The 14,905-nt window shown below is 67.4% G+C and carries 13 protein-coding genes; 7 read left to right on the forward strand and 6 right to left on the reverse strand.

The annotated features are described in order from the left end of the window. Positions 1 to 32: 32 nt before the first annotated feature. Positions 33 to 896, reverse strand: a complete 864-nt coding sequence (locus tag ACR9FL_RS17555; RefSeq protein ID WP_436356561.1) for a glutamate racemase — start codon at positions 894 to 896, stop codon at positions 33 to 35. 120 nt (positions 897 to 1,016) lie between these two features. Between ACR9FL_RS17555 and ACR9FL_RS17560 the strand changes: the two genes are divergently transcribed. Beyond that, positions 1,017 to 3,203, forward strand: coding sequence for a M3 family metallopeptidase (locus ACR9FL_RS17560; RefSeq protein ID WP_436356562.1), 2,187 nt, complete (start codon positions 1,017 to 1,019; stop codon positions 3,201 to 3,203). Positions 3,204 to 3,362: 159 nt separating this feature from the next. Next, on the forward strand, positions 3,363 to 4,331 hold the full coding sequence (gene corA, locus ACR9FL_RS17565; protein WP_436356563.1) for a magnesium/cobalt transporter CorA: 969 nt from the start codon (positions 3,363 to 3,365) through the stop codon (positions 4,329 to 4,331). Here corA and ppc read toward each other — a convergent pair whose 3' ends face one another. Further along, positions 4,332 to 7,028: a phosphoenolpyruvate carboxylase gene (gene ppc / locus ACR9FL_RS17570; protein ID WP_436356564.1), complete on the reverse strand. Its 2,697-nt coding sequence runs from the start codon at positions 7,026 to 7,028 to the stop codon at positions 4,332 to 4,334. Between the two features lie 385 nt (positions 7,029 to 7,413). On the opposite strand from ppc, the gene ffh reads away from it, so the two are divergent. From ffh to ACR9FL_RS17590, 4 genes are all read left to right on the forward strand, one after another. Then, positions 7,414 to 8,961: a signal recognition particle protein gene (gene ffh, locus ACR9FL_RS17575; protein WP_296177078.1), complete on the forward strand. Its 1,548-nt coding sequence runs from the start codon at positions 7,414 to 7,416 to the stop codon at positions 8,959 to 8,961. A 27-nt stretch (positions 8,962 to 8,988) separates the two neighbouring features. Further along, positions 8,989 to 9,522 (forward strand): 30S ribosomal protein S16, encoded by a 534-nt coding sequence (rpsP, locus tag ACR9FL_RS17580; protein WP_296177081.1) that lies wholly within the window; start codon positions 8,989 to 8,991, stop codon positions 9,520 to 9,522. A gap of 138 nt (positions 9,523 to 9,660) precedes the next feature. Next, on the forward strand, positions 9,661 to 10,185 hold the full coding sequence (gene rimM, locus ACR9FL_RS17585) for a ribosome maturation factor RimM (RefSeq protein WP_436356565.1): 525 nt from the start codon (positions 9,661 to 9,663) through the stop codon (positions 10,183 to 10,185). A gap of 84 nt (positions 10,186 to 10,269) precedes the next feature. Further along, on the forward strand, positions 10,270 to 10,974 hold the full coding sequence (locus ACR9FL_RS17590; protein WP_436356566.1) for a glutathione S-transferase N-terminal domain-containing protein: 705 nt from the start codon (positions 10,270 to 10,272) through the stop codon (positions 10,972 to 10,974). A 58-nt stretch (positions 10,975 to 11,032) separates the two neighbouring features. Here the strand turns inward: ACR9FL_RS17590 and ACR9FL_RS17595 are convergent, their stop codons facing one another. From ACR9FL_RS17595 to ACR9FL_RS17605, 3 genes are all read right to left on the reverse strand, one after another. Further along, positions 11,033 to 11,206: a YegP family protein gene (locus ACR9FL_RS17595; protein ID WP_076224443.1), complete on the reverse strand. Its 174-nt coding sequence runs from the start codon at positions 11,204 to 11,206 to the stop codon at positions 11,033 to 11,035. Positions 11,207 to 11,324: 118 nt separating this feature from the next. Further along, positions 11,325 to 12,497: a benzoate/H(+) symporter BenE family transporter gene (locus tag ACR9FL_RS17600; RefSeq protein WP_436356567.1), complete on the reverse strand. Its 1,173-nt coding sequence runs from the start codon at positions 12,495 to 12,497 to the stop codon at positions 11,325 to 11,327. A 92-nt stretch (positions 12,498 to 12,589) separates the two neighbouring features. Then, the gene (locus tag ACR9FL_RS17605; RefSeq protein WP_199183615.1) at positions 12,590 to 13,387 is read right to left on the reverse strand and encodes an enoyl-ACP reductase FabI; all 798 of its coding nucleotides are present in this window, start codon (positions 13,385 to 13,387) and stop codon (positions 12,590 to 12,592) included. A 133-nt stretch (positions 13,388 to 13,520) separates the two neighbouring features. Here ACR9FL_RS17605 and ACR9FL_RS17610 point away from each other — a divergent pair, with 133 nt between their 5' ends. Next, positions 13,521 to 13,859 (forward strand): DUF2794 domain-containing protein, encoded by a 339-nt coding sequence (locus tag ACR9FL_RS17610; RefSeq protein WP_436356568.1) that lies wholly within the window; start codon positions 13,521 to 13,523, stop codon positions 13,857 to 13,859. Positions 13,860 to 14,079: 220 nt separating this feature from the next. On the opposite strand, the gene ACR9FL_RS17615 is transcribed toward ACR9FL_RS17610, so the two are convergent. Beyond that, positions 14,080 to 14,829 carry a Bax inhibitor-1/YccA family protein gene (locus ACR9FL_RS17615; RefSeq protein WP_436356569.1) on the reverse strand — a complete coding sequence of 250 codons (750 nt, stop codon included), beginning with the start codon at positions 14,827 to 14,829 and terminating at the stop codon, positions 14,080 to 14,082. Positions 14,830 to 14,905: the final 76 nt, after the last annotated feature.

A 14,905-nucleotide genomic window follows, 5' to 3' on the forward strand; every position in this document is an offset into this window, starting at 1 on the left:
CAAGCCCGAGGATAACGGACGTGTATTGCGCCTCAGGCCGCGTCGAAGGTCAGGGGTGCGCCCCAGAAGCGGGCGATCAGGTCCGACTGCGGACCCGGCGTGCCGGTGGTCAGGAAGTCGCGACGGCCCGACGATCCCAGCTCATATTCCGGGTGGCGCGCGAAATAGCGCTCCAGGGAGTCGGCCACGGCGGTCGGCTGGCTGATCACCTGGACCCCGGCGGGCAGGGCGGCGGCGAACAGGTCGGCGACAATCTCATAGTGGGTGCAGCCCAGGATGGCCTTGTCCGGGTGACGGCCGATGCGACGGCGCAGGGCGTCGACGTGGTCCTCGACCACCACCTTCAGCTCCTCGGTCGGGGCGCCCAGTTCGATCAGGCCGGCCAGGCCGGGGCAGGGCTCGGTGAAGACGGCCAGGTCCTCGCGGCGCTTGTCGATCTCGATCTCATAGACCCGGCTCATGGCCGTGGCGGCGGTGCAGAAGACGCCGGTGACGTCGATCGCCTGCTTCTTCTCGCCTTCCAGACGGCCGTTGCGCTCGGCCTCATAGGACCAGGGCAGGCCGGTGGCCGCCTCGATGGTCGGGACAATGATGCCCAGGACATTGACCGGCCGGCCCAGCTTATCGCGCATCCCCGGAATCCAGGTCTGCTGCAGGCGACGCAGGGCGATGGCCGAGGCCGTGTTGCAGGCCAGGACGACGACCGAGGCGCCGGCCTCGAACAGACGCTCGCACCCGGCGCGCGTCAGCGCGACGATGTCCTCGCCGCCGCGCCCGCCATAGGGGGCGTGGGCCTGGTCGCCCAGATAGATGAAGTCCCGCGTCGGAAAGCGGGTCGTGAGTTCGCGGTGGACCGTCAGTCCGCCCACGCCGGAGTCGAAAACGCCTATCGCCATGCAGCGGCCTTTAGACCCGTGGGGTTCCGTCGTCCAATGGTTAGGATTACATCGAGGCATAAGCCCGCCCGGACGAGCACGTCGGGGAGGGTCAGAAACAGCTATGGTTGGGAGACCTGGATGCACAGACGCCATCTTCTCATCGGGGGCGCGAGCCTCTTCGCCCTGACGGGCTGCGCCTCCGCCGGCGCTCTGGAGAACGGAATGACAGGACCGACCGCCGCTTCCCTGTCGACGGCTGACGAGGCGCGTATCGCCCGCGCCGTCCTGCCGACCACGGCCCCGCGCGCCGAGCTGCTGCAGCCCTGGACCGGCCCCTACGAGGGCGTGCCGCCGTGGGACAAGGTGACCGCGCCGAAGATGCGCGAAGCCATCCTGGAAGGGATTGAGCTGCAACGCGCCGACATCGCCGCGATCGCCAACAACCCCGACGCCCCGACCTTCGCCAACACCCTGGTGGCGATGGAGCTGGTGGGCGAGCCGCTGGACCGCGCCATCAACGTCTTCAGCGTCATGACCTCGAACATCGGCGGCGAGCAGTGGGATGTGCTGGAGACCGAGCTGTCGCCGATCCTGTCGGCCGCCTCGGACGAGATCACCTTCAACGAGAAGCTGTTCCAGCGCATCAAGGCCGTGGCCGACGGCGCTGCTGCCAATGGCCTGAACGCCCAGCAGACGCGTCTGGCCGAGCGCAGCCGCGATGCCTTCATCCGCAACGGCGCCGCCCTGGACGCGGCCGGCAAGGCCGAGCTGGGCCGCATCAACACCGCCCTGTCGAACGCCTTCACCGGCTTCGGTCAGAAGGTGGTGGCCGATGAGAACACCTGGACCGTCATCACCAGCGAAGCCGGCCTGAAGGGCCTGCCGGACTCCAACAAGGCCGCCGCCGCCGCCGCCGCGCGCACGCGCAACGTCCAGGGCTGGGCTATCGTCAACACGCGCTCCAGCGTCGATCCCTTCCTGACCTTCGCCGACGACCGCGCCCTGCGCGAACAGGTCTGGAAGAAGTTCGTCAAGCGCGGCGACAACGGCGACGCCAACGACACAAAGTCGACCATCGCCCAGATCGTCGCCCTGCGTCAGCAGCGCGCTCGCCTGCTCGGCTTCGGCAACCACGCCGAATGGCGCATGCAGGACACCATGGCCAAGACCCCGGCCGCGGCCATGGAGCTGATGCAGCGCGTCTGGGCCCCGGCCAAGGCCCGCGTCGCCGAGGAGGTCGCCGACATGAAGGCGATCGCCGGCTTCGACATCGAGCCCTGGGACTACCTCTACTTCGCCGAGAAGGTCCGCAAGGCCAAGTACGACCTCGATCAGAACGAGCTGAAGCCCTACTTCGAACTGCACGCGGTGCGCGCGGCCTCCTTCTACATGGCCGAGCGTCTGTACGGCTTCGTCTTCAAGCCCCTGGCCAAGGGAACCGTCTCGACCTTCGAGCCGGACGTGACCACCTATGAGGTCACCGACAAGGCCACCGGCAAGCTGATCGGCCTTTACTACGCTGACGACTTCGCCCGTCCGGGCAAGCGCTCGGGCGCCTGGATGACCACCTACCGGTCCTTCTCGCAGCTGACGGGTTCGAAGCCGATCCTGGCCTCGAACAACAACAACTTCGTCAAGGCCGAGGCCGGTCAGCCCCTGCTGATCTCGCTGGACGACGCCGAGACCCTGTTCCACGAGTTCGGCCACGCCCTGCACTACTTCTCGTCGGTGGTGACCTATCCGTCGTTCGGCAACACGCCGCGCGACTTCGTGGAATATCCGTCGCAGGTGCACGAGCACTGGGTGCTGAGCCGTCCGATCCTCGACGGCTACATGAAGCACGTCGAGACCAAGCAGCCGATGCCGCAGGCGCTGGTGGACAAGATCGAGGCCTCCTCGACCTTCAACCAGGGCTACGCCACGGTCAGCTATCTGTCCTCGGCCCTGGTCGACATGGACCTGCACACGCAAGGAACGCCGCCGACCGACATTGCGGCCTTCGAGAAGGCCTCGCTGGACCGTCTGGGCATGCCGAAGGAGATCGTGATGCGGCACCGCCTGCCGCAGTTCAACCACCTCTTCACCTCGGACGCCTATTCGGCCGGCTACTATTCCTACCTGTGGTCGGAAGTGATGGACGCCGACACCTGGGCCTACTTCGAAGAGTCGGGCGACGTCTTCAACCCGGACATCGGCGGCCGCTTCAAGTCGATCATCCTGGCCCCGGGCAACACCACGGACCGCGGCGACGCCTATCGCCAGTTCCGCGGCCGCAACCCCGACGTGGCGGCCCTGCTGAAGGTGCGCGGCTTCCCGACTTCCTAAGGGGGCCTACCGCTCATCCTTGAGTGGCCTATCGGCCTTCGGCCTACTTGAGGCCGTTGACTGCTGAATCTGGAAAGGGCCCGGTGGAGCGATCCGCCGGGCCTTTTCTATTCCAGCCGGGGTGGCGTATGCCTTGGCCGTTCAGTTGAAGGAGCGCCCATGAGCGTCGTCGCCTCCTACGTCTACAAGGACGGCAAGCGCGTGCGCGAGGCGCCGCTGACCGACGCGGGGCTGCGGCTCAAGCCGGGCGAGTATCTGTGGATCGGCCTCTATGAACCCACGGACGAGGAGTTCGAGGGGCTGGTGCGACGCTTTCGCCTGCACCCGCTGGCGGTCGAGGACGCGCTGTCGGCGCATCAGATGCCCAAGATCGAGGTCTATGGCGGCGAGCTGTTCATCGTCGCCCGCACGGCCCAGAAGGGCGACGACGATCATATCCTCTATGGCGAGACCCATGTCTTCGTCGGGTCGCGCTTCGTCATCACCATTCGCCACGGCTCGGCCCGCGCCCACACCCAGCTGCGCGCCCAGCTGGAGGCCTCGCCACTGCAGTTGAAGCACGGCGCTGACTTCATCCTGCACGGGGTGCTGGACTTCATCGTCGACGGCTATGTGCCCATCGTCGACGAGATCGAGGACAGCGTGCTGGAGATGGAGCAGAGGGCGCTGGACAGCTTCCTGTCGCGCGCCGACATCAAGCGCCTGTTCCTGCTGCGCCGCGAACTGTTGAAATTCAGCCGCGTCCTTGGCCCGATGGAGGAGGTGGCCAACAAGTTGCAATCGCTGGACCTGCCCTGCATCGACCGTGAGGTCCGGCCCTATTTCCGCGATGTGGCCGACCATGTACGGCGCGTCGCCAGCCGAACGGCGGCGCTGCGCGACATCCTGTCGTCAGTGTTCGAGGTCTCCAACCTGCTGGAGCAGCAGCGTCAGGGCGTCATCACCCGCAAGTTGGCCGCCTGGGCCGCCATCCTAGCGACCCCGACGGCGGTGGCCGGCATCTACGGCATGAATTTCGAACACATGCCGGAGCTGCGTTGGGTCTATGGCTACCCGGCGACCATGGCGGCCATCGCCGCCATCTGCATCGGTCTCTACGTCACCTTCAAGCGCTCGAAGTGGCTGTGATCAGCCGCTGTTTCTGAGGCCCGCCGCCACGCCGTTGATGGCCAGCAGGATGCCGTTGCGCACGCGCGGGTCGTCGTCGCCCGCCCGTCTGCGGCGGATCAGCTCGATCTGGACGTGGTTCAGCGGCTCGACATAGGGCATGCGCTGGCGGATCAGGCGGTCCAGCTCGGGCTGGCCGCCCAGCAGGTCGTCGTGGCCGGTGATCGACAGGACGGCGGCCTTGGTGCAGTCCCACTCCTGACGGATGGCGCCATGGATGCGCTCGGCCAGAGCCGGGTCGGGAACCAGTCCGGCGTAGCGCCGGGCGATGGCCATGTCGGCCTTGGCCATCACCATCTCCATGTTCTGGACCACGGTGCGGAAGAAGGGCCAGGCGGCGGCCATGTCGCGCAGCTCGTCCGGGTCCTCGCCCTGGACCGCCGAGCCGAAGCCGAACCAGCCGGGCAGCATGACCCGCGACTGCGACCAACTGAACACCCAGGGAATGGCGCGCAGGTCCTCGATGGCGGTGGAGGTCGAGCGCGAGGCCGGGCGCGAGCCGATCTTCAGGTCGGCAATCTCGGCGATGGGGGTGGCGGCGCGGAAATAGTCGACGAAGCCCGGCGTCTCATAGACCAGGGCGCGATAGGCCTTCATCGACGCCGCCGACAGGCGCGCCGCCGTGGCCCCGTGCTCAAGGCTGTAGCCGCCGTCGGTTTGAGGGCCGAGCGAGGCCAGCAATGTCCCGCAGGTCAGGGCGTCGAGGTTCCTCTGCGCCACCTCCGGCTCGCCGTACTTGTTGGCGATGACCTCGCCCTGTTCGGTGACGCGGATGCGGCCGGCCACCGTCCCCGCCGGCTGGCCCAGCACGGCCGAGAAGGATGAGCCCCCGCCGCGTCCCACGGCGCCGCCGCGACCGTGGAACAGTTGCAGCCGGACCCCCGCCGCGCGGGTCACCTCCAGCAGGGCGCGCGAGGCCTCGTGCAGTTCCCAGCCCGAGGTCAGGTAGGAGCCGTCCTTGTTCGAGTCCGAATAGCCGATCATGACCTCCTGCACCCCGCGCGCGGTCGCCACGGCGCGAGCGGACGGCTCGGCCAGCACACGCTCCAAGGTGGGTTGCGAGGCGCGCAGGTCCTCGATGGTCTCGAACAGGGGCGCGGCCTGGATGGGGCAGGCGGCGGGATCGGCCGGGTCGTAGAGGCCGACCTCCTTGAGCAGCAGATAGACCTCCAGCATGTCCGAGGCCGCGTCGGTCTTGGAGACGATATGGGTGCGGATGGCTTGGGGCCCGAAGGCGGACAATGCCTGGGCCGCCGCCTGCAGGATGGCGCGTTCCTTCAGGGTCTCGGGCGCATACTCCGCATACGGAGAAAACAGCGGGCGCGGCCCGGCCAGTTCGCGCGCCAGCAGGGTCAGGCGGGCCTCTTCGTCCAGGGCCGCATAGTCGGGACAGACGCCCGCCACCTTTAGAAGATCGCCCACGACCCGTTCATGCACGTCGGAGTTCTGACGCAGGTCCAGGGTCGCCATGTGGAAGCCGAAGACGTCGGCCGCCGTGATCAGCCGGGCCAGGCGGTCGTCGGCGAAGACGGCGCCGTGGGTGCGGATCAGGCTGTCGTGCAGCACGGCCAGATCGGCGCGGAAGGCGTCAGGCCCCTCATAGGCCGGAGCCTCGAACGAGGCGGGCAGGGGGGCGGGGCCGCCGGTGAGCGCCAGGTGGGTCGCCGACAACCGGGCGTAGATGCGGCTGAGCGCCCGGCGATAGGGCTCGTCCGCGCGCTGGATCGAAGCGTCGGCTGAGCTCTGGGCCAGGGCCGCCAGTTCGGGGGTGACGGAGGTCAGATCGGCGGAAAGGCTCAGTTCCTCGCCGAGCGCATTGGCCTCCTCCAGATAGAAGCGCAGCACGGCGCGCGACTGGGTGCGGAAGGCGGCGGCCAGGACCTCGGCGTCGACATTGGGATTACCGTCGCGGTCGCCGCCGACCCAGGTGCCGATGCGCAGGAAGGGCGGCAGATCGGGCGTGTCCAGCAGGGCGCGCCACTCGGCCAGCTGGGCCGGAGCGACGTGCAGGAAGATGCGTTGCAGCCAGTCGGTGACGGTGTTGATCTCGTCCTGCACCACCAGGCCGGAGGCGCGGGTCAGGCGCGTGGCCCACAGGATGACGATCTGGCGGCGCAACTCCGCTTTCAGACGGGTAGGCGAACAGGCGATCCCGTCGCGGTCGCAGCCGTCCAGCAGGGCGCCGACGGCGGCGATGCGGTCGATGACGCTCTTGCGGCGCACTTCGGACGGGTGGGCGGTCAGGACGGGCGAGATCAGGGCCTGGGACAGCAGGTCGCGCACCGCGGCCCGGTCCACGCCGGCCGCATCCAGCCGCTTCAGCGCCCCTTCGGGCGTGTCGGCGCGTTCGCCGGCCTCGGCTTGATCGCGGGCGCGGCGCTTGCCCGCCCGGTCCTCGGCGACATTGGCCAGAAGCGAGAAGGCGGCGAAACCGTGGGTCAGGCCGATGGCCTGATCCAGCGACAGATCCTTGAGCAGGGCCTCCAGTTCGGCGGCGTCATGCGAGGCCGGGTCGCGGTGATAGGCCACCGAGGCCTGACGCACCGCCTCGATCCGGTCGTAGAGTTCCTGACCGCCCTCGTCGCGGATCACCTCGCCGAGCAGGGCGCCCAGCAGGCGAACTTCGTCGCGCAGTCGATCGTCGGCGGCCTGGATCATCGCATTGTCCTTCAGCGGGGAGGCTGGAACCGGAACCGTATCAGCGGAATCCGAACCGCCTAGCCCCTATGGTCAACGCTGAAACCCTTTGTGTGGTTGTTGGATGATGTTGGAAGTTGTTGCGCAAGATTCGACATTCCCCCTGGAATGCTCCATAAGCCGCCGCTTCCGGCGCAATTGAACCTGCGCCTCCTCCATCACGACAGCTTTCTTGGTCGTGCTACCGCGCTGAGCGCTACTTGAGCACAGCCCATTCGGGCTCAAGTAGGCCGACCGGCCGATAGCCCCAAAAAAGAACGAGGATGGCGAGGACCCTCTGCCGACGTGATCGTCGCCAGAGGCTGTTTCTCTATGGAGGTCAGGGTTCGCGCATGAAAGGTTTTGAATGTTCGAGGCTCTGAACGAGCGGCTGACAGGCGTCTTCGACCGGATCACCGGCCGCGGCGCCCTGTCCGAAAAGGATGTCGAGGAAGCGCTGCGCGAAGTCCGCGTCGCCCTGCTCGAGGCCGACGTCGCCCTGCCGGTGGTCAAGGACTTCATCAGCCGCGCCAAGGAACAGGCGACCGGCGAAGAGGTCATCCGTTCGGTCAAGCCGGCCGATCAGGTGGTCAAGATCGTCTATGACGGTCTGGTCGAGATGCTGGGCGGCGAAGAGCCGACCCCGATCAACATCAATGCGACGCCGCCCGCCGTCATTCTGATGGCCGGCCTTCAGGGCTCGGGCAAGACCACGACCTCGGCCAAGCTGGCCCTGCGTCTGACCAAGTTCGACAAGAAGAAGGTCATGATGGCCTCGCTGGACACGCGTCGTCCGGCGGCCATGGAGCAGCTGGCGACCCTGGGTCAGCAGATCGAGGTCGCGACCCTGCCCATCGTGGCGGGCCAGTCGGCGGTCGAGATCGCCAAGCGCGCGCTGCAATCCGCCAAACTCCAGGGCTTCGACGTCCTGATCCTCGACACCGCCGGCCGCATCACGCTGGACGAGGCCCTGATGGCCGAGGTGGCCGAGGTCGCCCGCGTCGCCAATCCGGTCGAGACCCTGCTGGTCGCCGACAGCCTGACGGGTCAGGACGCGGTCCGCACGGCCGCCGCCTTCCACGAGCGCCTGCCGCTGACCGGCCTGGTGCTGACCCGCGCCGACGGCGACGGCCGCGGCGGCGCCATGCTGTCGATGCGCGCCGTCACCGGCCTGCCGATCAAGTATCTGGGCGCCGGTGAAAAGGTCGACGCCCTTGACGTCTTCGACGCCCGCCGCGTCGCCGGCCGCATCCTGGGTCAGGGCGACATCGTCGCCCTGGTTGAAAAGGCCGCGACCGAGCTGGACCAGGCCAAGGCCGAGAAGATGGCCCGCAAGCTGGCCAAGGGTCAGTTTGACCTGGACGATCTGGCCGCCCAGCTGCAGCAGATGAAGAAGATGGGCGGGCTTCAGGGCATCATGGGCATGCTGCCCGGCGTGGCCAAGCTGAAGGCCCAGATGGCCGACAGCAACGTCAACGACAAGATGATCGCCCGTCAGGAAGCCATCATCAGCTCCATGACCAAGGCCGAGCGCAAGAAGCCCGACCTGCTCAACGCCAGCCGCAAGAAGCGCGTCGCCGCCGGCGCCGGCGTCGAGGTCCAGGACATCAACCGCCTGCTGAAACAGCACCGGCAGATGGCCGACATGGTCAAGTCCCTGTCCAAGGGCGGCGGCAAGAACCTGCAGAAGATGGCCGCCATGATGGGCGGTCTCGGCGGAGGCGGCGGCGGAATGCCCGGTCTCCCTGGTATGGGCGGCCCCGACATGGCCCGCCTCAAGGCTCTGGGCGGCGGCAAGATGGCCGAACCCAGCGCCGACGAAATGAAAGCCATTCAGGACCGGCTCGCCGGCCTGGGCGGCGGACAACTTCCGGGAGGCCTTCCGGGCCTGCCGGGCTTCCCGAAAAAGAACTGATTTCGACTTTCTAGAAAGAGACTGAAAATGCTGAAGATTCGTCTGGCCCGCGGCGGCGCCAAGAAGCGCCCCTACTACTACATCGTCGTGGCTGACTCGCACGCTCCGCGCGACGGCAAGTTCATCGAGCGCGTCGGCAGCTACAACCCGATGCTGCCCAAGGACAGCGCCCAACCGCGCGTCACCCTGAAGGCCGACCGCATCGCCGAGTGGCTCGGCAAGGGCGCCCAGCCGACTGACCGCGTCGCGCGCTTCATCAGCCAGTCGCAAGACGAAGTTCTGGTCGGCAAGGTCACCTGGACCCAGTCGAACAACCCGAACAAGGGCACGCCGGGCAAGAAGGCCCAGGAACGTGCTGCTGAGCGCGCCCAGCGCGAAGCCGACCGTCTGGAAGCGGAAGCCGCCGCCAAGGTCGAGGCTGCTGAAGCCGCCGCCCGCGCCAAGGAAGAAGCCGCTGCCGCTGCTGAAGCCGCCAAGAACGCTCCGGCTGCTGAAGAAGCCCCGGCCGAAGCCGCTGCTGAAGAAGCTCCGGCCGCCGAAGCGACCGAAGAACAGGCCTAAGCCTTTCGTGCGTCATCCCGGAACCGCCGTCAGGCGGTATCCGGGACCGCCAAGGGCGCTGCAGTTCCACATTGTCGAGCCTGCCGTGGCCCCGGATATCGCTTCGCGATTCCGGGGTGACGTTTATGAGGAGCTCCCATGTCTGACTCGAAACTGATCCTCGTCGGCCAGATCGGCGGCGCCTTTGGCGTGAAGGGCGAGGTGCGGATCACCGCCTTCACCGCCGATCCCATGGCCCTGATGGCCTATCAGCCCCTGCTCAAGGCCGACGGAACCCCGGCCCTGACCCTGCTCTCGGCGCGGCCGGACAAGGCGGGCGTGGTGGCCAGGGTCAAGGAGATCACCGTCAAGGAGCAGGCCGACGCCCTGCGCGGCCAAAAGCTGTTCGTGCCGCGCGACCGCTTGCCTGAGCCGGAGGAAGACGAGTTCTACCTGACGGATCTGGTCGGTCTGCAGGCCCGCGACCTGGACGACGCCGTCGTCGGCACGGTCAAGTCGGTGCAGAATTTCGGCGCCTCGGACATGCTGGAGATCGCCCCCAAGGAGGGCGGTCCGACCTGGTATCTGCCCTTCACCCGCGAGGCGGCGCCGGACCTGCGCATTTCTGATGGCTGGCTGCGCATCGTGCGCCCGACCGAGGTGGACGAGCGCGACGAGGTCTGATCGACCGCCACTGATGCGGTGGCTATTGCGGCGGGCGGCCAGGCTTCCAACATGGAAGGCTCACCCTCGTTTTCGGAGCGCCTGATGGCCGACCTGTCCGCCTTCCCGATCACCCGCCAGTATCCGGCCCTGCATCCCGACCGGCTGCAGCTCTACTCCCTGCCGACGCCGAACGGGGTCAAGGTCTCCATCCTGTTGGAAGAGCTGGGTCTGGCCTATGAGCCGCATCTGGTGGACATCGGCCAGAACGAGACCTGGACGCCCGACTATCTGTCGCTGAACCCCAACGGCAAGATCCCGGCCATCATCGACCCCGACGGTCCCGGCGGCAAACCCCTGCCTCTGTTCGAATCCGGGGCCATCCTGGTCTATCTGGCCGAGAAGACAGGGCGCTTCCTGCCCGCCGATCCGGCGGCGCGCTATGAGACCCTGCAGTGGGTCTTCTTCCAGATGGCGGCGATCGGCCCGATGTTCGGCCAGGTCGGCTTCTTCCACAAGTTCGCCGGACGCGAGTTCGAGGATAAGCGCCCGCGCGACCGCTACGTCGCCGAGTCGCGGCGTCTGCTGGGGGTTCTGGAAGGGCGGCTAGAGGGCCGCGACTGGATCATGGGCGCGGACTACACCATCGCCGACATCGCCATCCTGGGCTGGGTGCGCAACCTGATCGGCTTCTATGAGGCGGGCGATCTGGTCGGCTTCAACGACTTCCCGCGCGTGGCCGCCTGGCTGGAACGGGGTCTGGCGCGGCCGGCGGTGCAGCGGGGTCTGAACGTCCCGGCGCGGCCTTAAACAAGGGGTGCGGGGGCGGGCGGAAGCGCCGCGCCCCCGTAAAACTCGAACCTGGAACTCAGACTTCTTCGGTCGGGGCGTCGCCGACGTACTTCTTGATCGACTCGATCGCGCGCTTGGCGCCCGACTTGTCCGAATAACCCTCGGTCGAGAAGATGATCTCGGAGTTGTATTTGAACCGGACGCGGAACTCGCCGGCCTTGTCCTGATAGACTTCAAACTTGTGCGCCATGATCGCCTCGCTCTGTGGCCGCCAATCGACCGAGCCTCAGGCTGTCACAGTCGCGCTTGGGACGGAAGGGCGAGAAATGTAAAACCGGGGCACGCGGCGCCGGGACAGGCGAGGCGGGTCAGGCGCGCGACTTGATCCAGCGCCGCGCGGCCAGGGCGGTAAAGCCGACCGCCAGCCCCCAGAAGGCCGAACCGACCCCGAACAGGGCCACGCCTGACGCCGTAGCGGCGAAGGTCAGCACCGCGGCCTCGCGATCCTCGGCCAGGCTCATCATGCCGGTCAACGATCCCGTCAGCGGGGCGATCAGGACCAGGCCGGTGATGACCGCCAGCGCCCCGGTCGGCATGGCGATGAAGAGGCCGGCCAGAGGCGCGGCGAACAGGGCGACGACCAGGTAGATCAGGCCATAGAGGACGCCGACGGTCCAGCGCCGCTCGGGGTCGGGATGGGCCTCGGGGCCGGTGCAGAGGGCGGCGGTGATGGCGGCCAGATTGACGCCGTGGGCGCCGAAGGGGGCCAGGACCGTGCTGGTCAGGCCGCCCCAGAAGATCAGCTTGCCGGCGGGCGGGGCGTAGCCGGCGGCCCGCAGCACCACCAGACCGGGCAGGTTCTGCGAGGCCAGGGTCACCAGATAGAGGGGCAGGGCCAGGCTGATCGCCGCCTTCCAGTCAAAGGCGGGCATGACCGGCGACAGCTGGCCGAACAGGCCGGTCCCGGCAGGCAGGCCGACCTGACCGCGCAGGGCCAGAACCGCGAAGGCCGCGACCAGAACGGCGGGCAGGGCCCAGGCGGCGGCGACGCGGCGCATGATCAGGAAGACCGCCAGCAGACCCGCCGCCAGCCCCATGTCGGCGGGGAAGACCAGAAACAGCTTGAGACAGAAGGGCAGCAGCACCCCCGCCAGCATGGCCGAGGCGATGGCGGCCGGGATGCGCTCGGCCAGCCGCCCCAGGGCCGGGACCAGCCCGGTCAGCACCATCAGCAGGCCGGCGATGACGAAGGCCCCGACGGCCGTGGACCAGCCCAGCCCCAGCGTCGAGGCCGCCAGCAGGGCCGCGCCCGGCGTCGACCAGGCCAGAACGACCGGCATCTTCAGCCGCCAGCTCAGCACCGCGCCGGGCAGGCCGATGCCGAGGCAGAGCGCTGTGACCATGGAGATGATCTGGACGGGCGAGGCCCCCAGCGTCTGCCCCGCCTGAACGATCAAGGCCACCGTGCCGCCGAAACCGATGACGGTCGCCACGGCGGCGGCGGAGAAGCTGGCGGGGGGCGGCAGGCGGTACGAACTCATGCGTCAAAGCTAGGCTGGGCGGCGGCGCCCTGAAAGCAAAAAGGGCCGCCGGTTTCCCGACGGCCCTTTTCATTTCCAGAACCCGAAGGGGATCAGCCCTCGACGTCGTCCGGCAGGCCGACGGCGTGGAAGCCGGCGTCGACGTGGACGACCTCGCCCGTGGTCGAGCGGCCCAGGTCCGAGCACAGCCACAGGGCGGCGCCGGCGACGCCTTCCATCGAGGTCTCTTCCTTGATCAGCGAGAACTGCGCCGACTTGGAGTGCAGGCCGCGCCCGCCCGAGATGCCGGCCAGCGACAGGGTGCGCATCGCGCCCGCCGAGATGGCGTTAACGCGGATGTTCTTCGGACCCAGGTCGCGGGCGATGTAGCGGGTCGCGGCTTCCAGGGCGGCCTTGGCCACGCCCATGGTGTTGTAGTTGGGGATGACGCGTTCCGACCCCAGGTAGGTCAGGGTGATCATTGAGCCGCCGTTGGGCATCAGCTTGGCCGAACGCTTGGCCACGTCGACGAAGCTGAAGGCCGAGATGTTCATGGCCAGCAGGAAGCTGTCGCGGGTGGTGTTGTCGACGAAGGAGCCCTTCAGCTCGTCCTTGTTGGCGAAGGCCACCGAGTGGACGACGAAGTCGATCGTGCCGAATTCTTTTTCCAGCTCCTCGAAGGCCTTGTCCATCGAGGCGTCGTCGGTGACGTCGGCCTGGATCAGCAGCTTGGCGCCGACGCTTTCGGCCAGAGGACGCACGCGGCGCTCAAGGCTCTCGCCGAGGTAGGTGAAGGCCAGCTCCGCGCCCTGGGCGGCCAGCTGCGAGGCGATGCCCCAGGCGATGGAACTGGAGTTCGCGACCCCCATGATCAGGCCCTTCTTGCCCTTCATCAGGTCGCCGGTGGGCATATCCCAGCCTTCGCTCGTCGCCATGGGTTCGTCTCCGTATCTGAACTTGATCCGCCTTTTGGACGGGTGCGGCGCGGGTGACAAGTCGCGGCGCCGCTGGCGTTCGGCGCGGAGCCTCCTAAGTTGAGGGACGATGAGTCTTGATCCGCACAGTTCAGACGCCGCTCAGCTCGGTCCGGTCTTCTTCGACCGGCAGGAGTTGGGGCTGGTGCTGCGGGTCTATGGCCGCATGGTCGCCGCCGGGGAATGGCGCGACTACGCCATGATCGGTCACAAGGAGGTCGCCGAGTTCGCCGTCTTCCGCCGCTCGGGCGACGCGCCGCTTTATCGGATCGAGAAGCGGCCGGCTCTGCGTCTGAAGCAGGGGCAATGGGCCGTGATCGGCGAGGGCGGCCATGTGCTGAAACGCGGCCGCGACCTGGCCCAGGTGCTGCGGGTTTTCGACAGCCGCAAGTTCAGCGTGGTGGAGTAGGGCCAAACCCCGCTCATCCCCGCGGAGGCGGGGACCCAGTGCTTTGGCTTCAAGACACTTCGATCAACGGATGAACGCTCCGCCCGGCGCTCTTGCTGGGTCCCCGCCTCCGCGGGGATGAGCGGATAGGGTTGCTGTCAGTGCAATGAAAAAGGCCCCGACGTTTCCGCCGGGGCCTTCATTCTTGATGGCCTATCGCGCTTGCGCGCTCTTGAGACCTTTATTCCCGGCTGCCGCCCATGAAGGCCAGCAGGAACTGGAACAGGTTCACGAAGTTGATGAACAGGCTCAGGGCGCCGAAGCCCGTGGCCACGCCCATGGCTTCCTGATTACCGCCGAGCGCGTAGTAGGTCATCTTCAGGCGCTGGGTGTCATAGGCGATCAGACCCGAGAAGATCAGCACGCCGAGACCCGAGATGATCAGGTACATCACGCCCGACTGCATGAACATGTTGACGATCGAGGCGATGACCAGGCCGATCACGCCCATGATCAGGAAGCTGCCCATGGCGGTCAGGTCCTTCTTGGTCGTGTAACCGACCAGGCTGAGGCCGGCGAAGGCCGCCGCCGTGACGAAGAAGGTCGAGGCCAGCGAACCGCCGGTGTAGCGCAGGAACAGGACGCCCAGACCGGCGCCGATGGTCGAAACCACGGCCCAGTAGAGCATGTTCACGCCCTTGGCCGTCGGGTTCTTCATGAAGAACATCGAGCCGAACAGCATGACCAGGGGCGAGAACTGGACGACCATGCCCAGCAGGGTCAGGCCGATACGGCCGTCTGCTCCGCGAGCAAACAGCAGTTGTTGAACCGGCTCAACGTTGCCGGTGACATAGGCGAGGGCGCCGGCGACCACCAGGCCGAGGGCCAGCTTGTTGTAGACGCCGAGCATGAAGGCGCGCAGACCGGCGTCGACGGACATGTCCGCCGACTGCGGAAGCGGGCGCGCATAGCCGTTGTTGAAGTCGCTCATCGCGAAAGAAGTCTCCTGAGTGGACGGCAAATGCCGACCTTGACGGGAAATATCGGGACGGACGGCCCGCCTTGCA

This window comes from Brevundimonas sp. CEF1, from assembly GCF_051353055.1.
Lineage (GTDB): Bacteria > Pseudomonadota > Alphaproteobacteria > Caulobacterales > Caulobacteraceae > Brevundimonas.